This window comes from Lysinibacillus sphaericus (assembly GCF_005217585.1).
GTDB classification, from domain to species: domain Bacteria; phylum Bacillota; class Bacilli; order Bacillales_A; family Planococcaceae; genus Lysinibacillus; species Lysinibacillus sphaericus.
Genome location: NZ_SZPT01000001.1, coordinates 747,868 through 772,902 on the forward strand (window position 1 = coordinate 747,868; position 25,035 = coordinate 772,902).

Here is a 25,035-nt window from a genome sequence, read left to right on the forward strand (position 1 = left end):
GGACGCGGTGACTCCTGCACAGAACGCACACAGCGTAAGAAGCGCGCATTCTGCGCTGAGCGGAAAGCACCGCCGAAGCGGACAATAACGGCGCAGCAAAAAAGTGTTAGATTGACTGCTATCAATCTAACACTTTTTCTCTTTTGTCCCAGCCTCTAGCTGTGTTTATAGCTAAGGGGATGGATTGGAAATTATAAGGTTAGTAATTGCTTTGTTATTAAATACATCTTTATGTATTGCACGATTAATACCTATCCAACCAATCCCTTTCCACATGCAAGGGGCAAGAGAACACGACTGTTATTTTTTGCCGGGGAAAATGACATAAGAAAGGCTAATGACGGCATCGATTATTAAAACAATCCCCCAAATTTTCATCACTTGTAGTAGGGAAGACGTATCGGTATGTTGACCAATAAATACAATCATCGCATACAATAAACTAGTACTAATAATGTAGGCGAGAACATGTAAACCGAGCATTTTTACTTCATGGATTCCTTTCGCCAATCCTGTTAACCGCTGTTTTTCTATCTGGATTTTTAAAAACCATTGTTGAAACTTTTCATCTGCCCATGTAATCATTGTCTTCCCATAGGCAATCGAGACACCTATATAGATAGCGGCAATACCATGAGAAGCGGATGCTGGCGTACCAGCTTTTAAGTCCATAGCAGTTAGCAAGATTAATAGAAGGTCTATAACAGGTGTAAGGGCAAAAAAGAAAATGCTTAGTTTTGGCTTGTTAAAACGGTATCTACAAACCAAAGCTATTAATATGACAATCCAAAATGCTATTTCTGCAGCGATAATCCAAGCAATCATAAAAACCCTCCATTATTTTGATACGGTTGTATTAAATAAAATTACCATAAAGTTTTAAATAATACAAATGTATTAAAATAGTCTATACTTGAAGTATGCCAAAAATAGTGAATCATGAAGAAAGAAAAGCGAGTATCGCGAAAGCCACGTGGAATGTAATTGCTAGGGATGGACTTAGAGGTGCTACAGTACGTTCAATTGCAAAGGAGGCAAATTTATCATTAGGTGCTGTTCGTTACTATTTTAACACGCATGAGGAATTAATCGTATTTGCGATGGAGTTAGTAGAGCAGCAAGTAAATGAGCGTATTGCCCAGCATTTACAAAAGCCACTACCAATTAAGCAAATTATTGTAGCAGTACTTTTGGAGCTCGTGCCAATCTCTGAACAACATATTATTGAAATGCAAGTTTGGCTAGAATTTGTTTCTTATAAGGTGCGAAGTGGAGAAGCGTCAGAAGAAAATATATTGAGCGGTATTGAAAAGATATTTGCTTATTTACAACAACAAAATTTACTGCAAGATGGACTAGTACTACACGATGAAATTGTTCATTTACATGCATTTATTGATGGTCTTGCCCTGCATGTTTTAATGGGCTTAGTACCAATGGATAAAGTGCGACTTCAATGTTTAATTGAAAAAGAAATAGATAAAGTATTAAAACTATAAATCAAGTGGTTTGCCCATCTAGTGTTAATCTAGATGGGCAATTGCTTTTAGTATGTCTTCACTAACGGCATCCCAAAATTGACGTTGTACGGCGTCGCTATACGTATAAAGGTGTTTCCTTTGCACATGCCTATAAACTTCCTCTATTGCTTCCTTGTGGAAAGATAGACGGTGATTCATTGTTTGACGTTCTTCCTCGATACACAATAACTTATAAATATCCGCCAGTCGTTCAAGCTTTGCACACTTCTGTTTCGTATCCTCATATTGAACTTGATGAAACCTTCCTATGGCCGTATGCATTGAGATTTTTTCTCGATGTTCTGCTTGCAATGTTCGATATTCTTCTTGCCGAATAGCTACACGATACCAAAATTCATAACGCAACGGTAAATCTCTTATTTCGTAAGTAAGCAAAGTATTTAAAATACTGCTCATTTGTTCATATGTATCTAGCTTTTTATCTGTCTCCTTAAATAGTCCAAACATTTTGCCACCCCCTGTTTTGATTAATACTACAACCTATGATAAAAACCCTTTAATATTTCTTGGGAAATAATCCAACGTTGATAAAACGGGGTGAATCTCCGATCAATCGAGTGAAATTTAGGATAGAATACCCTCGGAAAAAGCATTATCTGAATCATTTATGTAAAAATGCAAAAAAGGCATTTACAAAAGGAAAAAGAATGTGTTAACTTAAAAACTATAGTTGGTTAACTAAAAGAGGGGGAGGTACAGTTGCAACACTTTTGGGTTGTTGGAACAGATACAGATGTTGGAAAAACATTTGTCACCACATTATTAATGCGTAATTTGCAAAAACAGGGCGTACGTGTAACGCCTTATAAACCAGTCCAAACTGGTGAAGTGTATGATGGTGAACAAGCCTATTACTTCGACACAGCGATGTATGAAAAATATTCCTTGCAATTGCTAGACAGAGAGAATTTAAATGGCTATTCATTTAAAGAGGCTGCATCGCCACATTTTGCGGCTCAACTGGAGGGGCAGCAAATTGACACACAGCAGTTATTAAAGCAAATGCAACTTTTACAGCAAACATGGGATGTTGTTATTTGTGAAGGAGCGGGTGGGCTCTTTGTGCCATTAGATGCATGTGGCGAAACGACATTGTTGGATGTCATTGTTGAAAGTAAACTACCCGTTGTCGTGGTTACACGAACAGCACTAGGAACAATTAACCATACGCTCTTAACGTTAGAGGCATTGACTACACGGAAAATTGAAGTGCTTGGTCTTGTATTTAACGGTGATATGGGGAGCAGGATGGAGCAAGACAATATCCAAACGATTTTACAGTATTATACATTGCCCTATATGACGATACCAAAGCTGGAAGAGCTGTCGGACATTAATGAGTATGCAATTACGGGCACATCATTGTTTGAAAGGCTGATTAGACGTGAAACAAGTATTAACTGAGCTACAAGAAAAAGATTTACAACATGTCTGGCATCCTTGCTCACAAATGAAAGATTATGAGGCTTTTCCACCAATCGTTATAAAAAAAGGCGAAGGTGTATGGCTGTATGATGAACAGAATCAACGCTATCTTGATGCGGTATCTTCATGGTGGGTCAATTTATTTGGACATGCCAATCCACGTATTAGCCAAGCATTAAGTGAACAAGCATTTACGTTGGAGCATACAATTTTTGCGAATTTTTCACATGAGCCAGCGATTAAACTCGCACAAAAATTAGTAGCTTTAACACCACAAAGTTTACAAAAAGTATTTTTTGCAGATAATGGTTCATCTGCTATAGAAGTCGCTTTAAAAATGAGTTTTCAATATCATATGCAAACGGGAAAAACGCAAAAAAAACGCTTTTTGGCATTAACGGATGCCTACCATGGTGAAACATTAGGTGCTTTATCCGTCGGTGGCGTAGATCTTTATAACGAAGTGTATCAACCACTGTTATTGGATACGGTACGAGCACAAGGCCCAGATTGTTTCCGTTGCCCATTTAAGCATCATCCGGATAGTTGCCATGCCCAATGTATTAGTTTTGTAGAGGATCAGTTGCGCAAGCATCATAAGGAAATTACGGCGGTTATTATTGAGCCACTCATTCAAGCGGCAGCAGGGATGAAAATGTATCCAGCTATTTATTTGCGACGTTTACGTGAATTATGTACGCAATATGATGTGCATCTAATTGCAGACGAAATTGCTGTAGGTTTTGGGCGCACAGGTACACTTTTTGCCTGTGAGCAGGCTAATATCTCTCCGGATTTTATGTGTTTATCAAAAGGTTTAACAGGTGGGTACTTACCATTGTCTGTCGTAATGACGACGAATGAAGTATATCAGGCATTTTATGATGATTACGCCACGATGAAGGCGTTTTTACATTCACATAGTTACACAGGGAATACACTTGCCTGCCGTGTTGCTCTAGAGGTATTGGCGATATTTGAAGAAGAACAGTATATAGACGTTGTGCAAGACAAAAGTGAACGCATGCGAAAGCTAGCCTTGGAGGCTTTTAGTGATTTACCTTTTGTTGGTGAATATCGGCAAGTTGGGTTTGTCGGGGCGATTGAACTTGTGGCGAATCGCGATACCAAAGAGCCATTACCGAGTGAGGAGCGCATCGGCTATCAAATATACAAAAGGGCTTTAGCAAAAGGGTTACTGATTCGTCCACTTGGGAATGTTTTGTATTTCATGCCACCATACATTATAACGGACGATGAAATGCAATTTATGATTCAAACAACAAAAGATACAATTGTTCAATTTTTTGAAGAGCGGGAGGGATGAGGGCATGTTGAAACAACAGTCAACGTTATCACTTGTGATGATTGCGATGTTTGCTGCATTAACAGCAGTTGGTGCCTTCATTAAAATTCCATTACCACTCGTGCCGTTTACATTACAAATTGTCTTTGTCTTTTTAGCGGGCTGCTTACTCGGTGGTCGCAATGGATTTCAAAGTCAGCTAGTTTACATAGGAATAGGTTTAGTTGGCTTGCCAGTTTTTACACAAGGTGGAGGCATTACATATGTATTGCAGCCGACTTTTGGTTACTTAATAGGATTTGCTCTTGCTGCATTAGTAATCGGCTATATGATTGATCGAGTAGAATCACCAACGAAAAAGCATTTCATTGTTGCCAATATTATAGGGCTTATCATTATTTATGCAGTCGCAGTACCTTATTTATATGTAGCATTAAATGTATGGTTAAACATGAAATCAAGTTGGTCTCATGTATTTTTAGTAGGCTTTGTCAATAGTATTGTTGCAGACTTTTGCTTAGCAATTGCTTCTGCCCTTTTAGCTGAACGTCTATACAAAGTATTCCGTTCCGCTAGAGCTATAAAACTTGTGCAAATTGAAAAGGAGAATGTTTAGTGAATTGGTTACAATTAGCAGATGAAGTGATTGCAGGCAAGGTAATTAGCGATGATGAGGCACTTGCCATTTTAAATAGTGATGATGATGATATTTTAAAGCTAATGGACGGCGCATTTGCCATTCGTAAGCACTATTACGGTAAAAAAGTAAAGTTAAATATGATTATGAATGCTAAAAGTGGCTATTGCCCAGAGGATTGTGGCTATTGCTCGCAGTCATCTAAATCGACCGCTCCTATTGAGAAATATCCGTTCATTACAAAAGAAGAAATATTAGCGGGGGCAAAGCGTGCGTTTGAAAATAAAATTGGTACGTATTGCATCGTCGCAAGCGGACGTGGGCCGACTCGTAAAGATGTCAATGTAGTGAGTGAAGCCGTTGAAGAAATTAAAGCAAAATATGGCTTAAAAGTTTGCGCTTGCTTAGGTTTACTAAAAGAAGAACAAGCACAACAATTAAAAGAAGCGGGTGTTGATCGCTACAATCATAACTTAAATACATCAGAGCGTCACCATTCCTATATTACGACGACGCACACATATGAGGATCGTGTTAATACCGTTGAGGTTGTAAAGAAACATGGTATTTCCCCATGTTCTGGAGCCATTATAGGGATGAAAGAAACGAAAATGGATGTCGTGGAAATTGCACGCGCATTGCATCAGTTGGACGCGGATTCAATTCCAGTTAACTTCTTACATGCAATTGATGGAACGAAACTTGAAGGAACACAGGACTTAAATCCTCGCTATTGCTTAAAAGTATTAGCGTTATTCCGCTACATGAATCCTTCGAAGGAAATTAGAATTTCCGGTGGTCGCGAAGTCAATTTAGGATTCCTTCAGCCATTTGGACTGTATGCAGCAAATAGTATTTTTGTTGGGGATTACTTAACTACTGAAGGACAAGAAGCCAATAGCGATTATCGTATGCTTGAAGATTTGGGCTTTGAAATCGAGCTGACACAAAAGCAAGAAGAAGCATTTTGTTCTTAATTCAACCAATCATTATGAAATAAAATCTACTACTACACAATATGATTACCTCAAAATCGTGTGAGCGTCGTGGAAAAGGCGCACAGACGGTTTTTTGGTCGATAAAAGAGAAGGAGAAAGGTAAATAAATGGTTCCGATAATATACCTATAAAATGATGGTTTTCACAAAATGTTCAATGAAAGCGTTTTGAAATTGAACAGTTTGTGAAGGGCTTCACATAAAGCTTTATTTTTTTAAAAAAGAGCGTAAAATGAAAATTAGCAAGAGTTGTTATAAGACAGTTTGTTCTTTGTATCACATGTTAGGTGATTGTTATATTACAAAAATAATAGGTAAGGGAGAGGTTAAGATGTGGGTTATTACAGTTTTTGAGAAAAAAAATGTGCGTATTTTTGAATATACAAACAAAAATGAGGCAACAGCCGCATTAGCAAAATTTAAGAAAAATGCCGTATTAACATATACAAAATAATACTTGGTCGATTTAAATCTAAAAATAACCCCTCATTGTACAATATAACGTACAATGAGGGGTTTTGTTAATGAAAAAGTATGGAGAAAGCACTGTAAACTAATAAAATTGCCATGAAAATATTGAATGGTTGTTGATACTGTAAAAGTACTTTTCGAAAGGTAGAGCCAAATAGAGCCCAGCTAAATGTACTTATAATCCCGACAAACCCTAAAAATAATGCAAATAAAATGTAACTCATATAGGAAGTGTAATACGGCAAAATATAGGTCGCAACGACCGTAATGCCAAACAAAATTCCTTTTGGATTGACGAACTGTAGAAAGGCTCCAAGTAGTAAAAGGTTTCGTTTATGCTCCTCTAGATGGTTAGGATTCGAATCTACGTGGTCTTTGGTTGTCGCAATTTTAAAAGCTAAATACAACATATAGCCTACCCCTAAAATCGTTAGTGGAAATGTAATAATGGGCATAATTTGACTAACAGCAAAATTAAAAAAACTACTTAAAGCGGTTATTGTAAAGAAGCCAATGCCCACACCGAGACAAAACTGCATCGTTTTTTTTAATCCATATTGGTTGGCATAGGCCATTGCCATAATGTTGTTCGGCCCGGGTGTAAAGCTTGTAATGATAACGAATACTAAAAAGGATATGTAAGGCATTTTAGACCTCCTCATTTTTTGTGCGTTATATCGTCCGAAATAAACTATATAACGCCCTGTTTTTTATTATACATAAAGGTCGTTATATTGTACAATTTTTTAAGGGGTGCTTGTATTGGAGGAAATTCATTTAATTTTTGCAAGGAATTTAAAAGCTATTCGCGAAAAAGAGAAACTTAGTTTAGAAAAAGTGTCTCAGCTATGTGGCGTTAGTAAAACGATGATTGGACAAATTGAAAGAGGCGAGTCTAGTCCGACGCTTACAACTATCTGGAAAATTGCAACTGGTTTAAAGGTATCCTTTACAACTCTTATCCATCAGCCGCAGTCGGAAACAGAAGTCGTGCTGAAAAAGGATATACCAGTATTGTCAGAAGATAATGGAAAATATAGAGTGTATCCAAATTTTCCATTTCAAGAAGATAGTCGTTTTGAAATCTATACAATAGAGATTGATCAAGGTGGTCACTTAAGCGCAGAGGGTCATAAAGAAGGCACAGAGGAATTTATTACTGTTTTTGCAGGGGAACTAATGATTTGTGTCAATGACTGTACCTACACTTTAAAAAGTGGTGATTCCATTCGATTTAAAGCTGACAGACCGCATGACTATCGTAATGCAGGTGATACATTAACGAAGCTAGGCATGACCATCTATTATCCGAATGAAAGATAAAAATCGGATGTGCGCTTATGGATAGCGCTCATCCGATTTTTTTTTATTGCATTATAAAATGCTGCCTAAACGTTTAATGCCTTCACGAATAATGTCAGGTGTTGCATTTGTATAGTTCAGACGCATCGTGTTTACACCTGTTTTTGACGTATAGAAGGGATCGCCAGGAACGAAAGCGACCTTTTGTTCCATTGCTTTATTAAAGACGTCCAATGCTGCGACACCGTTATTCATTGTCGCCCAAATAAACATCCCACCATCTGGACGAGTGTATTCAACATGTGCAGGGAAGAATTCCTGCATCGCATCTAGCATTGCATCAGATTGATTTTTATATAAAGCAATGATTTTTTTTACGTGTTCTGTATAATCATTATTTGCTAAGTAATCATAAATCACATATTGTGAGAAAATGTTTGTGTGTAGGTCAGTTGCTTGCTTTGCTGTTTCAATATGTTTCATTAACACTTTGTTTTTCGTAATAATAAAGCCAAGGCGCATACCTGGTGTAACTGTTTTAGAGAAAGAACCTAGTAAAATACTATTTTCGAGTTTTCCGGCACCGATATAAGGAAGTGGTTCACCTTGGAAGCGTAGTTCTCCATATGGATCATCTTCAATTAATGCTACGTTGTATTTAGCAATAATGTCATATATTTGTTGACGTTTTTCCTTTGAATACGTAAGACCGGTTGGATTTTGGAAGTTAGGTACTGTATAGATGAATTTTACGTTTGGCTGCTGTAACGCATTCTCTAATTCTTCTAAATTAAGGCCATCGTTTTCAAGGGTTACACCATAGAAATTAGGCTCACTTAATGTGAAGGCTTGAATCGCGCCTAAATAGCCTGGTTCCTCAATGACAATGCCATCCCCTTTATTAATAAGTACTTTACCAATCAGTTCAAGCGCTTGCTGTGAACCAGTTGTAATCAATATATCATCTGCACTAATATCTAACCCATGAACACGTTTGTACTTAGCTGCGATGTATTCACGTAAAGGTGCATAGCCTTGTGTAGATGAATATTGGAATAATCGACTGCCATTTTCACGAATCGCATGGTCAACAGATGCTTTTAATGCATCGATTGGGAAAGAGATGGGGTTTGGTAGCCCACCTGCAAAGGAAATGACATCCTCGGCATCCGTTACTTTTAAAATATTACGGATGAATGAAGATGGTGTGTTTAAGATTCTTTCAGAATATTGCATAATTTTATCGGTCCCTTTTTCTGATTTTTTAAAAATTATAGCATTGTAATCATTTGCATACAATATTATGATTGTATGCAAGACAATTATATATTGTATGCAAAGCCAAAAGAAAGGGGTTAAAACATGCCGTTTAACTCATTTGATGAATACCCAATGAGCTGGAAGCCCAATATAAGCAATATTTCTGCGCCAATCTATATCGCAATTGCAGAGCAGTTAGAGCAGGATATTAAGGAAGGCGTTTTATTGCCAGGGACTAAGTTGCCACCACAACGAGAACTGGCTGATTTTTTAGATGTCAATTTAAGTACAATTACACGAGCGTTTAAGCTGTGCGGACAAAAGGGACTAATTTATGCCTCCATTGGGAGTGGTACATTTGTTTCTTCTGATGTAGCGGCAAATAAAATTTTATTACCGACAAGTAATGCTGGTCATTTAATCGAGTTAGGTTCGGTCTTACCAGATGCGTATGCAAATGAAGAAATAACACGTTATATGAAGAAAATGCTGAATGATTCTAATGTCAGCAAGTTATTTCAATATGGTCGACCAGAAGGGAATGCATGGCAAACTGAAGCAGCAGCAAAACTTTTAGAAAAGGTTGGATTTCAAACGGATCAACCAATATTGCTTGGTGCAGGAGGTCAAAATGCAATTGTCGGCACATTAGCCGCTTTATTTCATCCAGGAGATCGTATTGGAACAGATCCTATTACATATGCAGGAATCAAAACGGCAGCCAATATGCTTGGTATTCAACTAGTTGCCATTCAGCAAAAAAATGGAGAGATGACAAAAGAAGGACTATTGTATGCTTGTAAAAATGAACATATTAAAGGTCTTTATGTGATTCCAGATTTTCATAACCCTACAACCCATACAATGTCTTTGGAAACAAGAAAAATGATAGCAGAAGTGGCAAGGCAAAAAGGATTGATCGTGATAGAGGACGCCATTTATAGCTTTTTGAAGGAGCAACCACTAGCGCCAATCGCCTTTTATGCACCGGAAAAGGTAGTGTATATTGCCAGCGTGTCCAAAACGATATCACCTGGTTTAAGGTTATCCTTTATTGTGACGCCTAGTGCATTAAGAAAGAAAATTATTGAAACACTATATAATATCAATATTTCGGTATCACCTGTTATGGTGGAGCTTACAGCAAGACTAATTCAAGATGGTGTTGCGCAAACGATATTAGAGAAACATCGCTTATATGCTAAACAACAAAATGCGCTTGTGAATCAGTATTTAGGTGAATACAATATTTTAGGTGATGATGAATGTATTTTTAGATGGCTTCTATTACCAGAAAAATTTACAGGTGTGCAGTTTGAATTACTTGCTTCGAAAGCGGGCGTCCAAGTCTATGCAGCAGAACGTTTTGCAGTAGGTAATGCCAAACCAGTAAATGCTGTACGGTTGGCAATTACGGCACCAGAAAATAGCACACAGCTTGAGCAAGCTTTAACGGTGTTAAAGGAATTGCTTGAAAGTGATGGTGACTACGCGTTTGTAGATTAACAGTGAATGAGTGGAAGGGAGAAGTGTTAGATTGCATGCAATCTAACACTTTTTTACTGTTGAGCGTAACAGCGCGGTTTCCCAAAAGTTTACCCGCGAATCAGGGGCATTTACCCGCGGTTTTTCACAGTTTACCCGCGAATTGGAGACATTTACCCGCGCTTCCCAAAGGTTTACCCGCGCTTCAAATATTCTGTAAATTTTCACAAAAACAAATTGCATTTTAAATCAGTTTAGTGCATATTTATAACATATTAATTTTTTTAGAAGAAGGAGAAATCTATGAAAATATATAATGCTACAACAGCTGATGTTACACCTGTCTATGAACTAATCAAAATTTACGCAGATAAAGAGATTGTATTACCTCGTTCCTTATTATCAATTTATCAACAGTTACAGTGTTTGTATGTTGTTAAGGACAATGCTAAGGTTGTTGGGGTAGCAGGGCTACATGTCTTAGGGCAAGATTTAGCAGAGGTTCGTTCCTTAGTCGTAGATCCAGATTACCAACAAAAAGGAATCGGTCGAATGTTAGTGGAACATATCATTCAGGAGAGTCCCAAATTAGGGGTGGAAAGATTAATATCCTTAACATATCAAGTAAAGTTTTTTTCAAAACTGGGATTTCAAATTGTCAAAAGAGATGATTTGCCAGAAAAGGTTTGGACGGATTGCGTGAATTGCCCAAAAATTAATAATTGCGATGAAGTAGCGATGGTTAAATATTTGGAAACTGCAGACTAAAAGTTGAAAAGGAGGAAAAGGCAATGCAAGAACTAGGGAAAAAAGAAAATGATTTGCAAACAATGATGCCGAAAGGATTTTATACTTGTGTGAAGAACCTCGGTATTAAAGATGAAACGCTAGACTTCACGGTTATTATGTCATCTACTGTAGCAAACGCAGCTGCTATGTTTACGCAAAGTAAATTTTGTGGTGCACCTATCCCCATTGGTAAGGAAAATGTTGCAAACGGTAAATTACAATGTTTTGTCATTAACAGTAAAAATGCGAACGTCGCAACAGGGGAAGAGGGGATTCGTAATGTTCAAGAAATTGTCAACTTGGTCGCACAAGAGTTAGCAATTGCACCTGAAAATATTTTACCTTCTTCAACTGGTGTAATTGGGCATCAATTACCGATGGATAAAATAAAAAATGGAATCATCAATCTTAAAGAACAGTTAGTAGAAGGAGGCTTAGAAAAATCAGCACAAGCAATTATGACGACTGATACTTATCCAAAATGTAAAATATGCAAAGTCGGTAATGCTACACTAGTTGGTATTGCAAAAGGTTCTGGCATGATCGAGCCGAATATGGCTACGATGTTATCTTACTTTGTAACAGATGCTGAAATTCCAGCCGCGACTTTACAAACAATTTTTAAAGAAGCCGTGAATCATTCATTTAACATGGTAAGTGTTGATACCGATACGAGTACAAGTGACACAGTAGCCATTATGGCGAATGGATTAGCAGGGAAAGTGGATATCAAGCAATTTACTGAAGCGTTAAATAATATGAGCATTGACTTGGCAAAAGAAATTGCCCGTGATGGGGAAGGCGCTACAAAATTAGTTGAAGTCACTGTCAATGCGTCATCGAGCTTTGCACAAGCAAAAAAAGTGGCTAAAAGTATTGTGAATTCGCCACTCGTGAAAACCGCTATTTTTGGAAAAGATGCCAATTGGGGACGTATAGCCATGGCGATTGGTAAATGTGAAGATGAAGTAGACCTTAATCCTGAAAACATCTCCATCTATTTTGGTGAAACGTTAATTTATCAAGGGAAACCAATCGATACCGTCGATTTATCTGTCATCCAAGAGTATCTTGAGAATTCTGAAATCCAGATTAAAGTATCTCTCGGATTAGGCAAGGAAGAAGCTACTGTATGGGGTTGTGATTTGTCCTATGACTATGTGAAAATTAATGGTTCCTATACAACATAAAATAACAGTGCAGCTATTGTGCAATCATTGTACAGTACCTGCACTTTTTTTGTCGCAAAAAATGCAAGTGGGTGAAAAAAGGAACAAAAGTTCTTATATGTGATAAACTATAGAAAAAGTTTAAATTGAAGGATTAACATGACGCAGAAACGATACATTCTTTCTTTTAAAAATGTATGTAGATAATAATTAATGAGGTGAAAGAAAATGCATAAAGGAAGAATTATTTTGCATATTGACCTGAATTGCTTTTATGCCTCAGTGGAACAAATTTACGATCCCTCATTAAAAGGAAAACCAATCGCCATTGCAGGTAATCCAAAAGAGCGTAGAGGTATCGTGATTACATGTAGCTATGAAGCTAGAAAAAGTGGTGTTTATACAACGATGAATGTCGGTGAGGCAAGAAGAAAGTGTGCCGATTTAATTGTTCTGCCACCGAATTTTGAGCGATATCGAGCAGCTTCAAAAGCATTTTTTAGCTTATTGAAAGAATATAGTGAAATTCTTCAACCAGTTTCTATTGATGAAGGGTATATGCAATTGCCGATGGTAGAAGGTCAAAATGTAATGGACCTTATACAAGGCATACAAGACCGCATTTGGAACGAACTACAATTGCCTTGTTCAATAGGTGTTGCACCTAATAAGTTTTTAGCGAAAATGGCAAGCGATATGAAAAAGCCGATGGGAATTACCATATTACGTAAGCGTGATGTACCATCTATACTGTGGCCATTGAATGTCATAGAAATGCATGGAATTGGGAAAAGCACAGCCGAGAAGTTGAAAAAGTTGGGTATACAAACAATTGGAGAATTAGCTGTGGCGGATGAACGGCTATTAAAGCAACAATTTGGCATCAATGGTGTTCGTATGAAACAGAAGGCGAATGGTGAGGATGATCGACCTGTTGATCCCGAGGCAATATATGATACGAAAAGTGTAGGGAACTCGACAACACTTTCGCACGATACGACGGATAGAGATGAATTATATAAACTTATTACTACACTTTCTGAAAAGGTAGCGGATCGATTAAATGCTAAAAAACTTGCTGGCGTCACGGTGAGTATTTTAATCCGTACAGCTAATTGGAAAACCTATACGCGCAGTAAATCGGTCAACAATGCTATTTTTTTAAAAGAAGATATTATTGAACATGCATGGAGCCTTTTTCAAAAACATTGGAATGAGGAGCCTGTCCGATTATTAGGCGTAACCATTTCGAATGTCAGCAATATGAAAGAAATGACACAGCAATTAACATTTTTTAATTTTGAAGAGCATATCAAAGAGGAGCCAATTTTAAAGGTAGTGGATGAGATAGAAGAACGATTTGGCAAAGGCATCATTAAACGAGGAGCAGATATTGCAAAACGATCATCTTTTCAATCACAGACGAGCTTTAGTAAAGATTTTTTAGATGATCTTAAATAAGGTGCTTACGTTTTTATGACGTAAGCACCTCGTTTGCCCTTTATTCTTTTGGGTTAATAATTCCGTAAAAAACAATATCTTCAAATGTATTATTTTTATAAATATGATCTTTTAAAGTACCTTCATAACGCATACCACACTTTTCCATAATCTTACCAGAAGCGGGATTTGATTTAAAATAGCGAGCATAAACACGATGATAGTTTTTCTCTGTAAATACAAAATCAATTAGTGCTTTAGCGGCTTCGGTTGCATAGCCATTGCCCCAATGCTCTTCACCAATCCAATAGGCAATTTCACCATTTTTATATTGTGGATGATTGGAAATACCGATTGCCCCATATAACTGTCCACTTTGTTTGTCTGTTATAGCAAATTCATACATAGTATCTAGATCATAATGCTTTTCATGATTTGCGATCCATGTGAGTGCACATTCTAATGAATAGGGATAAGGTAAATTTAATGTGTTTTTATAGATATTATAATTATTACAATAATTGCTGACTGCTTGTGCATCTGATTCCTGAAACAGACGAAGCAGTAAGCGCTCTGTTTCTATTGTTTTGGCCGTTTTACTATAGATCATGTTTATCCTCCCATCCTGTTAGTGATTAAAGCTTAAAACTTTTTTACAGTATATCATGTGGAATTGGATTATATGTATATTGTTAGGTGATTTTGTAGCTATCTGAAGCCTGTGTTATTTGTACATAATAAAATATAAAATAAGTGAATAATTAGGTAACCTATATGGCACATTAACATATAGGAGGTGGAAGAAGAATGTCTAAAATTATTGGTGTTGAACAATCATTATCAAACGTAGAAGATGCTTTAAAAGCAAAAGGGTATGAAGTGATTCAGCTTCGTAATGAAGCAGATGCAAAAAAATGTGATGCTTGCGTAATTACAGGACAAGATAGAGATGTCATGGGCATTAGTGATCCTATTATGGCAGGTCCTATTATCGATGCAGCTGGGCTTTCCGCTGATGAAGTAATACAACGTGTAGATCAATATTTCCATTAAAGAAAGGGTGCTATTTTTGAAGTCCTTCGTGACATCAAAGGTGGCACCTTTTGAATGTTGTATAGGACTAGTGAGGTACTATTGACAATATCTTTATCCTATCATTTCCTTTATAATGAACACTAGCTACATACATTTTAAGACCATCATGGGTAGACATAAGGGGAGAAGAATGAAAATGGAAATACTTCACGCAACAATGGATGAATTAGAAGATGTAACAGTGCTATTTGATGAGTATCGGCAGTTTTATGGACTAGAATCGGATATTAGTAGTGCCAAAGCATTTATCCAATTACGGATGGCTTTAAAAGAATCCATTATTTTTATTGCTGTGGAAAATGGGAAATCAATAGGGTTTGCACAACTGTACCCAACGTTTTCTTCTATCGCATTACAGCGTGCTTATATACTAAATGATATCTATGTAACGGATGAAGCGAGGGGCCAAGGGGTAGGCACAGCATTGATGGAAAAAGTGTTTCAATATTGTGAGCAGCAATCGGCACGTTATGTGACACTGCAAACCGCTGCTGACAATGTACATGCGCGTAAATTATATGAAAATCTGAATATGATACAAGATCAATATTGTAATTATGTAAAGTATTTTGGTTAAATGAATGGTAATTATGAAAAAGCCCTAGATATCAATCTAGGGCTTTTCTATTGACAGAAAGGTAATGCATTTACTGTATTGCCAGTGTATACGGTTGTGTACTTGCTCGACCATTTGCTTCACTAACTTCAATATAGTATGTTCCTGGCTCCAATGGTACGATACCTAGTTCGGCATCATCGGCACCGTAATTATCGATGGTTTTTACTGTGCGTCCTTTAGCATCAATAATACGGATAACACCATCCAAACCTTTTTCGGTTAGTAAGGTGAACGTTACATTGCGCTTGCTGTCATTGTAGAATTCAAAATAGTCCTTATCACCAAACGGTACATTTGCATTGAAATATTGAGTAGCTACCCATTTATCGTCTGTTTTCGTTAGTGAAGATGGTTTTGTAGGTATACCATTGACTAATTTAGAATCCGCATCCTCATCCTTCTTTTTATGATCAAAGAGCTTTAAAGTATATGGCTGAGTCGAAACTAAGCCGTTATCGATGGCATTAACAGCAATAAAGTAACCATAATCTTTTTTTACTTTAAATGATGTATTTAGCGCCGATATCCCTGATATACCAAGTAGCCTTTCAAAATAGCTTTCACCTTGGCCAAATGGAATTTCTGTTTGCATTTCATTGCCGTCAATTTGCTTATTACCATTAGTATCTTCAATGATAGAGCCCGTAAATTTCAAATCTATTTGTAGCTCTCTTGGTAATGACGTTCCTTGCTTATTTGTATATGGCTCGGAATTGATGAGAAGACTTAATACTGTATCTTCGCCCTGATGTTTGTAGTAGTAATAATTTGTATCATCATAAAAAACGAGTTTATTTTGATAGTTGGTGCCAGATTCAATTGAACGGGCATTTTCAACTGTATTGATTTCTTTATTTTGGTCTTGGGGAATTGCCGCAATTTTATTTGCTTTAAAAATATATGGTTCGGTAGAACGATCACCGAAATTTAAGACTTTAGCAACATAAGTTTTACCCTTTTTCAAAGCAATTGTCTTGGGATCATTTTCATTGATTGTTATGCCGTAGAGTCGTGAAATAATCGCTGGATCATTCGTTAATGAAGAAATTAGTTGCAATTCTTTCGTTTCCTCATCATATTCTAAAATACTACCAGTTGGTCTTTGATTTTTGCCTTTTTGAAATTGGAAACTATAGATGGCATCTTCTTGTGGTGTGAAAATAAAATAGTCGATATCCTCATCTGTTTGGAAGTATGCCTTGTATTCTTTACCAATCGTATAAGGAATTGCATGCTCCAAAATTACTTTTGAGTCCTCTTCTTCATCAGATACTTCTATACTTGAAAATAGTTTTTTGTTAAAGTTCTGTTGGCGTTTTTTTGTTTTCGATGGAGCAGGTGAGGAAGGATTATTTTCCTCGGCTTCTTGTGTCGGTTCAATTAATGGAAGACCGTCTTCATCTTCAGGTAAATAAACGACTTCACCAGTTAATGTGTAAGGAAAAATGGACTCGTTAATTCTATCGTTTTCTTCATTGTCAATGCCGCCACTTAAAAACGTTAAGAAAGACTCGAATGAAGAATCGTTATCACTGTTATTTGTAACGCTAAGGACATATTCTTCATCAGGTTCGACATCGACAATAAGACTAACTCCTTCGCCTTTTGTTTTGCTGCTTAATGCCGAGATTGGGAGGCGTTCATCATCTTCTTTATCGTCACCTTGTTCTGAAGGTTCATGTTCAAAATCTGTTTTTAGATAAAGTTCTAAAGATGCAGTTACACCAGGAATACCAGATAAATCAAATTTCAACGTCGTTGGCTTTGAAACAGTGAATGTGAAATAGTCTTGGTCGCTCTCATGATCTTTAGAAAGCAGTGTATAGTTTTTCCCTTGTGTATTGAATGGGAATTTTTGTATCGCTACTGCTTGATCGATCGTCGATAAATTATCAATTGGTAATGTGTTTGTTGTTTGAGCTGTAAATGTAAAGTAAGACTTGCCCTTTAAGCTATAGCCTCCATTATGGTCCTTTACACCAATAAGAAGTGTTCCTGGTTTCTCTGCTTTATATAGATAGCCCTCTTGTTGGTTCACGCGCACATCATTTACTTTAATCGGTTCTACATCGCCACTATAACCAGTAGGGTAGAAGTATAAATCAAATGCATAATCGTAATTTTCGGCACCTTTTAAAGACAATTGAGCATATTCATTCGCATTTAAATCTACCTTGTACCATTTTTTCTCTTCTGGAAGCCTAAACTCACCTTTTTCTGTATTTAGAACATTCTTTTTCAGTACTTTGGCGTTATTCAACCGTTGTTCTTTTGTTTCGTTATAGCGTTTAGGTAGATTATTAATATCAAATTGTAGTGCTTTAACAGGATCAACCAGACCATGTCCATACGTAAGGTCGTAGCCTGGCTCCCCTAAATCTTTAGCAGTCAATTCAAGAATCGCTTCTATTTCATAAGGCTTTAAATTTGGATATTTGGATTTTAATAGTGCCGCTACACCTGCAACAACAGGTGATGCCATTGATGTACCGCTAAATATTGCGAAGGACGAGCCTTTCTTTTCATCGTAGACGGTACTATATATATCTTCTCCCGGAGCCACCAAGTTTACAGATGGACCATAGTTTGAGAAGCTAGCTAATTTATTTTGTTCATTTGTAGCACCAACGCTAATAACGCTTTCAAAAGAAGCTGGGAAGGAGTAATTATCGGTTGCTTCATTGCCTGCCGCAGCTATGACGGTAATCCCTTTATCAATCGCCATTTTAACAGCCTCTTCCATTAGAGGGGACTCTCCATAGCCACCAAGACTCATATTAATAATGTCCGCTTTTTGTTCGATGGCATAAAGAATGCCTTGAGCAATGGCAAAATCACTCGCGTCTTCTTGTCCGTTAAAGACGTCTATTGGAAGGATTTTGGCATTAGGATATACCCCATGCCCGCCGATACCATTATCTTTTGTCGCGCCTACAATGCCAGCGACATGCGTGCCGTGAGCATCAGCAACAGGAGAGTCGGCAGGTTTTACCGCATTATATGGTGGCAGTACTTGCGCTTGCAAATCGGGATGTTTATAGTCTACACCTGAATCGATAACGGCTACTTTTACATCATGATTGCCAGCTAATGCTAGTGCTTTATCAATTTCCAGTAGCTGCAAATGATACATATCTTTTTTCTTTGGATCTACAACAGTGTTAAAGGAATGATATTTGTAGCTTGGGGATACACTTTTTACACCTTTTTGCTTGGCGTAGTAGGAAACAGCCTCTGTTAACGATTGTCCCTTTTTAAGTTGGATTACATCGTAACCTAATGAAGGAATGGAGCGAATAACTTTTGCACCTATTTTACTATGTACGTTCTTAGCAAGACCCGAATGTTTCACGATAATCGTATTATCACTAATCCATTCGTTTCCTCCTGTTTGTTGCTTGAACTGCTTCGCTCCTTGTTTGTTGTTGCTAGCGAGCATAGTTTTCACTGATTCTGGGTTCTGTGGTGCTTCAGCAAAGGCAGAAGCAGCAGGAACCAGTAAGGCAGAACATGCTACGACAGCGATTGATTTCATCACCCAGTTTTTCAATTGTTTTTACCTCCTTAAAAAATTATAAACTACAATATTTATAACGGATGGTAAAGAGAAAGGTTTCATACCACAATAAAATTTTTTTACAAGTTTTTTTGTTATAACTAGTATATTATTTTATAAATGAAAGCTTTATAGGTTTTTTCGCACGAGTTGTTCATCGTTCTTTTGCGGAGTGAAAGACGGTGGAATATTAATCGTCCCGTATGTAACAGTGGGTGTTTGACAACAACACGGTTCGTTGCATACGGGATATGGCAAGGTTGGTAGATATTCATAGATGAGGGTGGTGGCTACTAGATTTGTTCCTTAAGAAGGAGTGTATGGCGACAACTAGCATCTAGTACTCGTTATGCTCGATACGTTCTTAAAGTTGTTCAATAAGTTTGTGTAAATCTTTTTTGGAACGAGGCATTGCTATATTGTCGCCCAATAGTTTTTTCGTTTGTAAGGCAAGCGTCATTTCAAATACCCATGGTCGTTCAAGGTGGGCTTTTTCAAGCAATTCCTCTTGGTAGAACATGTCGATTGGATCCCCATTATAAATGATTTTCCCTGCCTCCATCACGATTATTTGATCCGCCCATTCATAGGCTAAAGCGATATCATGTGTCGCTAATAAAAACGTACGTTGCCCATCTTCTAATTTAGCTAAGTACTGTAAAAATTGTGCCGCATAATAAGTATCTAGCCCAGCAGTCGGTTCATCTAATAGTAAGACGGAAGGTTCCATTGCGAGCACACCAGCCATGGCAACACGTTTCTTTTGTCCGACGCTTAAAAAGTGAATAGGCTTATCAAGCAATGCTTCAACCTCTGTTTGCGCAACAGCCCACGCGATTTTTTCTTCAATTTTTTCGTTTGACCAGCCAAGATTTAATGGCCCAAAAGCTATGTCTTGCTTGACGGTACCAGAAAAAAGTTGATTGTCTGCATCTTGGAAGACGATGCCGACTTGTTGTCGTAATGTTGCTAATGCTTTTCTAGAATAGCTAAGCGTTTCGTTACAAAAAGAAATAGTGCCAGCTGTCGGTTTTAAAATACCATTTAAATGCTGAAATAACGTAGATTTACCTGCGCCATTGTGACCAAGCAGGGCAATTTTTTTTCCCTTTGGTATTTGCAAAGTAATATCTGTTAAAGCTTTAGTGCCGTCTGCATAAGCATAAGATAAATGTCGAAGATCAAAATAAAGCTCAGTCATGAGAAATACCTCCATAGATAATGAGGGATACGAAAATAATAACAATGCCTAACCAGTTTTTCTTGTTGTAGCTACTACTTTCTTGCCAATAGACAGCTTCGCCACCGCGTGCCTGCATCGCATTATTTAGTTCGCGACTGCGTTGGAACATTTCGGCAAACAGTGCTGCAATAAGCATGGAAATCGACCGAAGCCATTGCATGGGTGATTGATAACCAAGACGTGCTTGTTGTGCAAGATGAATTTTTTGCATGCTGTTCAAAAAGATAAAAATAAAACGGTATGTTAGCTCTACCAACTCTACAAATAAAGCTGGCAACCGCCATTGCCGTAAGACATAACAAATGGATTGTACGGAAGTCGTTAAAATTAAAAAATATAAACAACTAATACTGCCCAAAACGGTGAAAAACAGGTGCCGCGCTGTTATCAAGCTGTCATTTCCTATAAAAATGGTCCACTGGCTTAGCGAAAATGTCCATAGATGCGCCGGCAAAATACTAGCAGCAGGTGCAATCGAAATCAAAATAGATAGTAAACTGGAGAGCAAGAAAAAACTCGGTAAAAGCAGGAGTTTTGCATAATATTGTAAAGGAATTTTTGCGCCTAAAATGATAAAAGCACTCATTACAAGAAATGTAATGAGTGAAATTTGTTCATCTCTCATGATAAGCGACAATAGCAACAACCCAAGGGAGAACGTCATTTTTTCTAACGGATGAACGGACGCTAGTTTATTCATATAAGCATACTTATCAATGAGTAACATCGTTTAACCTTCTTTATGCTTACCGCGCATATAGCCCACGAAATAGCCAATAAAACCAGCGCCAATAGCGGCTTGTAAGACGAATAATAGACTTTCAATTTCACCACTTGGTGGCTCCCATAAGCTTTCAAACCATGGTTCGTATTCTTTGTTTATTTCACCAATGGCTGCTTCAGCTTCACCGTCAGCACCGCCGAATTCAGCGCCTTTTTGGATAAATAGAGGGATGATTGCTAAAAATATCACAATAGCTAGTAACAGTAAATTTTTCTTCATGTTAATGTGCCTCCTTTGCAGAGAAAACACGTAAAGCTTTTAATTCGCTTACATTGTATTTTTTTAAGAAATTCATCACAATGACAGTTAAAATCCCTTCACTAATCGCTAGAGGAATTTGTGTTAACGCGAAAATCCCTGCGAATTTCGTGAATGAAGCCATAAAGCCTCCCACTTCTGAAGGGAAGGCAAGTGCAAGTTGAACGGATGTGACAACATATGTACCCAAATCCCCAAGCATTGCTGCAAAAAAGACAGCGAGAGAAAAGGATAGACCGATTTTTTGAGCACCTTTAAAAACAGCATACGCAATCATTGGTCCTACAATCGCCATGGAAAAAGCATTTGCGCCAAGAGTGGTAATGCCACCATGCGCTAATAGTAACGATTGGAATAATAAGACGATTGTCCCAATCACACTCATTGCTAATGGGCCAAACAGGACTGTGCCAAGTCCAACACCAGTAGGGTGTGAGCAACTGCCCGTAACAGATGGAATCTTTAATGCAGATAAGACGAATGCAAATGCCCCTGATAGCCCTAATATCATTTTCGTTTCAGGGTTTTCATCAATTGTTTTGCGAATTGAGCGTAACCCTAAAATAATAAATGGAATCGAAATAATCCACCAAAATATCGCCCATTCAATCGGTAAAAATCCTTCCATGATGTGCATGGCAAATGCTTGTTTTGGTACTAGTAAAAATGCTAGTAGGAAGTAACTAAGTTTCCAAAAAGATAATTTCAAAATCTCTCCTCCTTAAATCAAAATTTTCGAATGTAGCGTGCGCAATAAAAAAAGCACTTCTCCTAACTTTAGGAAAAGTGCATAGCTGAAAAAGCAAATAGAATCATCATCTGCTAAGCCGCACACCTATCCTCGTAGGTTGAAACGATCACGTTTTTTTCGGCAGGTCTCCTGGCTTTAGTTCAACGTTTTATAGGTCTTCCCGTCCATTGGACAGTGACATTCTCTATAAAACTCCCTAGTACAGTGGCGGGACCGCGCCGGACTTGAACCGGCTTCCCTTTTAAGCGAAATGGCTACACTTCGCACCGAAAAAAGATGAAATTGTGAGATTTCACGACACAGTGTAACATGTTTTTCCATTCGCAAGCTATCCTTTTTTTATAAAAAAATTTTTTCGTTGTTTGACATTCTAGAAAATTCAGATAAATACAAGAGAATAACGGTCGCTTTCAATGAAATACTTGTTGAAATTTTATTAAAAATCTAATAAATGAAAAAGAAATGTTGAAAAGTATGAAAAAAATAGGCTATGATAGAGACAGTTTTTCAATTCATTTTAAAAACTTACAGCATTTCAATTTAATATAGATACATCTATAAGTGCTCGAAAAAGTTCGAGATAATAGGGAAATCGGTGTAAATCCGATACAGCCCCCGCTACTGTAATAGCTGATGAAATCGCAATGCCACTGAAAACTTGGGAAGGCGCGAGAGTAAAAGGAAGCTTAAGTCAGGAAACCTGCTTATTGATGGCATGCAAACTTTTCGGAGGGAGAAGTGAAGCGAGAGCGGATACGTGTATATTCGTTTTTATTTTGGCTTCTACAAAACCTTTACTCTTCGATATAGAGTGAAGGTTTTTTCTTTTTCCTAAAAGTAAATGAGGGGAGAAAAGCAATGACAACTTGGAACTTAGAGGGAATGAAAACGCATCTTTTTATTTGTAATGGCAGTAGCTGCATGAAAAAAGAGGCAGAGGAAATTACCCTAGCAATACGAGATGAAATCGAGAAATTAGCACTTGATAAGGAAATACATACGACAAGAACGCGCTGTAATGGCAGATGCAAAGATGCCTGTGTTGTCATCGCTTATCCACAAGGAAATTGGTATCGTGTGCCATCGGTTGAACACGGGAGAACACTTGTACAAGATTTAAACCATGACTCTTTACATAGTGAACATGTTTTTACACTGAAAGAAGGTACATTACAGCGTACACCGCAAACAACAGCCATTAAAGGCATCGACAAGGTGAAAGAGGGGTAAAAAATGGCGCAAAAAGGAAAGATTTTTGTTGTGGGCTTTGGCCCTGGTGATTTTAACCATATTACGACTCGTGCTGTGGAGGCACTGCAACAAAGTGAATTTATTATTGGCTATAAAACGTATGTTGAGCTTATTCAAGATTTAGTTAGTGCAAAGTCGATTGTTAGTACGGGCATGACAGAAGAAGTTTCACGAGCGCAAGAAGCAGTACGTCAAGCGGAAGCTGGCAATATTGTATCCGTTATTTCAAGTGGAGATTCGGGTGTATATGGGATGGCGGGGCTTGTCTATGAAGTGCTTATTGAGCTTGGTTGGACAGAAGCAACAGGTGTTGAAGTCGAAATCGTACCAGGTATTTCAGCTATTAATTCCTGTGCAAGTTTACTAGGTGCACCGATTATGCATGACTCTTGTACCATTAGTTTAAGTGACCATTTAACGCCATGGAATTTAATCGCCAAGCGTGTGGAAGCAGCAGCTATGGCAGATTTTGTCATCGCTTTATATAATCCAAAAAGTGGTCGCCGTACACGTCAAATTGTAGAAGCCCAGCGAATTTTACTTGAATATCGCTCGCCTGATACGCCTGTAGGTCTTGTCAAGAGTGCCTACCGAGAGCGTCAGGAAATTACGATGACGACTTTAGCAGAGATGCTTGAGCATGATATCGGCATGTTAACAACGGTTATTATCGGCAACTCTTCGACGTTTTTCTATGATAATAAAATGATTACACCGCGAGGCTATCAACGTAAATATACGCTCGGGGAAGAAAAACAGCCTTTACGTCCTCATCAGCGTTTAAGAGAAGAAAATGAACCGTGGGCAATGAACCAAGAAACAGGTACTGCAAGCCATGATTTTGCGGCAGACCCAAATGCAGGACGGATGAAAAGTAATATTGCCATTACGCCTGTATCAACACCGACAAAATCGTCTTTAGAAATGGCAGCAACAGCACTTGCAATGGTGCAGGGGACAACTGCAACAAAAGCTACACCAAAGCTAGTTCAACAAAAAATGGAGTCAATTTTTGAACTAGCTGTTAGCCCTGGGGTAGCAAATAAATTTTTTACACCACAGCAGATGATGGCATTGGCTGAAGTTGTGGGAGATGAAGGCACGATGGAGTATACGCCAGACCATCAAATTCACTTAAAAATCCCAACGACAGAACCACAAGCGATAACAGAGAAGTTGAAAGAAGTAGGGTTTTTACTCTCACCAATTGGGGATGTCTTGTCATTAAAGGCATGTGATTTCTGTTATGGGGAGAAGGCTGATTCCATCCCATATGCAGAAGAACTTCAAGCAAAACTTGGTGGGTTGTCATTGCCGAAAACATTAAATATTGGCTTTAATGGCTGTGGCATGGCATGTTATCGTGCTGTGTTTGATGATATCGGTATTGTTTATCGCAAAAGTAAATTTGATGTCTTTATCGGAGCAAAGCCAGTAGGTCGAACAGCACATGCAGCACAGCCTGTCGTAGAGGGGTTAGAGCCAGAACAGCTTATTCCGCTTATTACAGCGATTATCGAGGAATATAAGGCAAATGCACATCCAAATGAACGCTTGTTTAAGTATTTTAAACGAGTGAAAAAAATATTGCATTTTACGTATCAAGATATGTCATCCAAAATAAAAGTAGAGCCAGCACCGTGCGGCGACTAGTGA

Annotated in this window: 24 protein-coding genes, 1 pseudogene and 2 riboswitches; of the genes and pseudogenes, 15 read left to right on the forward strand and 10 right to left on the reverse strand. The window is 37.8% G+C overall.

The features are described 5' to 3' along the window. Window positions 1–300: 300 nt before the first annotated feature. Window positions 301–825 carry a hypothetical protein gene (locus tag FC748_RS03700; protein WP_025219903.1) on the reverse strand — a complete coding sequence of 175 codons (525 nt, stop codon included), beginning with the start codon at window positions 823–825 and terminating at the stop codon, window positions 301–303. 107 nt (window positions 826–932) lie between these two features. On the opposite strand from FC748_RS03700, the gene FC748_RS03705 reads away from it, so the two are divergent. Further along, the gene (locus FC748_RS03705) at window positions 933–1,499 is read left to right on the forward strand and encodes a TetR/AcrR family transcriptional regulator (protein WP_158497891.1); all 567 of its coding nucleotides are present in this window, start codon (window positions 933–935) and stop codon (window positions 1,497–1,499) included. 24 nt (window positions 1,500–1,523) lie between these two features. Here the strand turns inward: FC748_RS03705 and FC748_RS03710 are convergent, their stop codons facing one another. Then, on the reverse strand, window positions 1,524–1,988 hold the full coding sequence (locus tag FC748_RS03710) for a hypothetical protein (RefSeq protein ID WP_108030045.1): 465 nt from the start codon (window positions 1,986–1,988) through the stop codon (window positions 1,524–1,526). A gap of 252 nt (window positions 1,989–2,240) precedes the next feature. Between FC748_RS03710 and bioD the strand changes: the two genes are divergently transcribed. The 5 genes from bioD to FC748_RS22370 all read left to right on the forward strand — a co-directional run bounded on the left by bioD (window position 2,241) and on the right by FC748_RS22370 (window position 6,360). After that, window positions 2,241–2,945, forward strand: a complete 705-nt coding sequence (bioD, locus tag FC748_RS03715; RefSeq protein WP_024361132.1) for a dethiobiotin synthase — start codon at window positions 2,241–2,243, stop codon at window positions 2,943–2,945. After that, window positions 2,926–4,293: an adenosylmethionine--8-amino-7-oxononanoate transaminase gene (gene bioA / locus FC748_RS03720; protein ID WP_108030046.1), complete on the forward strand. Its 1,368-nt coding sequence runs from the start codon at window positions 2,926–2,928 to the stop codon at window positions 4,291–4,293. The genes bioD and bioA overlap by 20 nt, the downstream gene beginning before the upstream one ends. Before the next feature lie 4 nt (window positions 4,294–4,297). Then, window positions 4,298–4,888 (forward strand): biotin transporter BioY, encoded by a 591-nt coding sequence (locus tag FC748_RS03725; protein ID WP_024361130.1) that lies wholly within the window; start codon window positions 4,298–4,300, stop codon window positions 4,886–4,888. Beyond that, on the forward strand, window positions 4,888–5,886 hold the full coding sequence (gene bioB / locus FC748_RS03730; protein WP_024361129.1) for a biotin synthase BioB: 999 nt from the start codon (window positions 4,888–4,890) through the stop codon (window positions 5,884–5,886). Before FC748_RS03725 ends, bioB begins: the two co-directional genes overlap by 1 nt. Before the next feature lie 351 nt (window positions 5,887–6,237). Then, window positions 6,238–6,360 (forward strand): hypothetical protein, encoded by a 123-nt coding sequence (locus FC748_RS22370; RefSeq protein WP_255313762.1) that lies wholly within the window; start codon window positions 6,238–6,240, stop codon window positions 6,358–6,360. A gap of 67 nt (window positions 6,361–6,427) precedes the next feature. On the opposite strand, the gene FC748_RS03735 is transcribed toward FC748_RS22370, so the two are convergent. After that, window positions 6,428–7,024 carry a LysE family translocator gene (locus tag FC748_RS03735; protein WP_024361128.1) on the reverse strand — a complete coding sequence of 199 codons (597 nt, stop codon included), beginning with the start codon at window positions 7,022–7,024 and terminating at the stop codon, window positions 6,428–6,430. Window positions 7,025–7,080: 56 nt separating this feature from the next. On the opposite strand from FC748_RS03735, the pseudogene FC748_RS03740 reads away from it, so the two are divergent. Further along, a pseudogene (locus FC748_RS03740) lies at window positions 7,081–7,700 on the forward strand (helix-turn-helix domain-containing protein). 51 nt (window positions 7,701–7,751) lie between these two features. On the opposite strand, the gene FC748_RS03745 reads toward FC748_RS03740, so the two are convergent. Beyond that, a complete protein-coding gene (locus FC748_RS03745) occupies window positions 7,752–8,915 on the reverse strand; it encodes an aminotransferase-like domain-containing protein (protein WP_108030048.1) in 1,164 nt (387 codons plus the stop codon). A gap of 126 nt (window positions 8,916–9,041) precedes the next feature. Between FC748_RS03745 and FC748_RS03750 the strand changes: the two genes are divergently transcribed. The 4 genes from FC748_RS03750 to FC748_RS03765 all read left to right on the forward strand — a co-directional run bounded on the left by FC748_RS03750 (window position 9,042) and on the right by FC748_RS03765 (window position 13,843). After that, window positions 9,042–10,445, forward strand: coding sequence for an aminotransferase-like domain-containing protein (locus FC748_RS03750; RefSeq protein WP_108030049.1), 1,404 nt, complete (start codon window positions 9,042–9,044; stop codon window positions 10,443–10,445). A gap of 282 nt (window positions 10,446–10,727) precedes the next feature. Then, window positions 10,728–11,192 (forward strand): N-acetyltransferase, encoded by a 465-nt coding sequence (locus FC748_RS03755; protein WP_025219897.1) that lies wholly within the window; start codon window positions 10,728–10,730, stop codon window positions 11,190–11,192. A 23-nt stretch (window positions 11,193–11,215) separates the two neighbouring features. Further along, on the forward strand, window positions 11,216–12,403 hold the full coding sequence (gene argJ / locus FC748_RS03760; RefSeq protein ID WP_051147695.1) for a bifunctional glutamate N-acetyltransferase/amino-acid acetyltransferase ArgJ: 1,188 nt from the start codon (window positions 11,216–11,218) through the stop codon (window positions 12,401–12,403). A gap of 207 nt (window positions 12,404–12,610) precedes the next feature. Further along, on the forward strand, window positions 12,611–13,843 hold the full coding sequence (locus FC748_RS03765; protein ID WP_024361122.1) for a DNA polymerase IV: 1,233 nt from the start codon (window positions 12,611–12,613) through the stop codon (window positions 13,841–13,843). A gap of 40 nt (window positions 13,844–13,883) precedes the next feature. On the opposite strand, the gene FC748_RS03770 is transcribed toward FC748_RS03765, so the two are convergent. Next, a complete protein-coding gene (locus tag FC748_RS03770) occupies window positions 13,884–14,432 on the reverse strand; it encodes a GNAT family N-acetyltransferase (protein WP_108030050.1) in 549 nt (182 codons plus the stop codon). Window positions 14,433–14,629: 197 nt separating this feature from the next. On the opposite strand from FC748_RS03770, the gene FC748_RS03775 reads away from it, so the two are divergent. After that, entirely contained in the window at window positions 14,630–14,875 is a 246-nt protein-coding gene (locus FC748_RS03775; protein WP_024361120.1) for a YkuS family protein, read from the forward strand. 178 nt (window positions 14,876–15,053) lie between these two features. Next, the gene (locus tag FC748_RS03780; protein WP_025219894.1) at window positions 15,054–15,494 is read left to right on the forward strand and encodes a GNAT family N-acetyltransferase; all 441 of its coding nucleotides are present in this window, start codon (window positions 15,054–15,056) and stop codon (window positions 15,492–15,494) included. Between the two features lie 70 nt (window positions 15,495–15,564). On the opposite strand, the gene FC748_RS03785 is transcribed toward FC748_RS03780, so the two are convergent. The 5 genes from FC748_RS03785 to FC748_RS03805 form a co-directional block, all read right to left on the reverse strand. Next, a complete protein-coding gene (locus FC748_RS03785) occupies window positions 15,565–19,086 on the reverse strand; it encodes a S8 family peptidase (protein WP_108030051.1) in 3,522 nt (1,173 codons plus the stop codon). A 370-nt stretch (window positions 19,087–19,456) separates the two neighbouring features. Continuing rightward, on the reverse strand, window positions 19,457–20,293 hold the full coding sequence (locus FC748_RS03790) for an energy-coupling factor ABC transporter ATP-binding protein (protein ID WP_108030052.1): 837 nt from the start codon (window positions 20,291–20,293) through the stop codon (window positions 19,457–19,459). After that, the gene (cbiQ, locus tag FC748_RS03795; RefSeq protein WP_024361116.1) at window positions 20,286–21,062 is read right to left on the reverse strand and encodes a cobalt ECF transporter T component CbiQ; all 777 of its coding nucleotides are present in this window, start codon (window positions 21,060–21,062) and stop codon (window positions 20,286–20,288) included. The genes FC748_RS03790 and cbiQ overlap by 8 nt, the downstream gene beginning before the upstream one ends. A 3-nt stretch (window positions 21,063–21,065) precedes the next feature. Then, complete coding sequence (locus FC748_RS03800; RefSeq protein WP_024361115.1) at window positions 21,066–21,338, reverse strand: energy-coupling factor ABC transporter substrate-binding protein; 273 nt, start codon at window positions 21,336–21,338, stop codon at window positions 21,066–21,068. Between the two features lies 1 nt (window position 21,339). Further along, the gene (locus tag FC748_RS03805; RefSeq protein ID WP_025219891.1) at window positions 21,340–22,086 is read right to left on the reverse strand and encodes an energy-coupling factor ABC transporter permease; all 747 of its coding nucleotides are present in this window, start codon (window positions 22,084–22,086) and stop codon (window positions 21,340–21,342) included. Window positions 22,087–22,230: 144 nt separating this feature from the next. Continuing rightward, a riboswitch (cobalamin riboswitch) is annotated at window positions 22,231–22,414 on the reverse strand. A 256-nt stretch (window positions 22,415–22,670) separates the two neighbouring features. Then, window positions 22,671–22,850: riboswitch (cobalamin riboswitch) on the forward strand. Window positions 22,851–22,986: 136 nt separating this feature from the next. On the opposite strand from FC748_RS03805, the gene FC748_RS03810 reads away from it, so the two are divergent. Next, window positions 22,987–23,358, forward strand: a complete 372-nt coding sequence (locus FC748_RS03810) for a (2Fe-2S) ferredoxin domain-containing protein (RefSeq protein ID WP_024361113.1) — start codon at window positions 22,987–22,989, stop codon at window positions 23,356–23,358. Window positions 23,359–23,361: 3 nt separating this feature from the next. Further along, window positions 23,362–25,032, forward strand: coding sequence for a precorrin-3B C(17)-methyltransferase (gene cobJ, locus FC748_RS03815; protein ID WP_024361112.1), 1,671 nt, complete (start codon window positions 23,362–23,364; stop codon window positions 25,030–25,032). The last annotated feature ends 3 nt before the right edge of the window (window positions 25,033–25,035 follow it).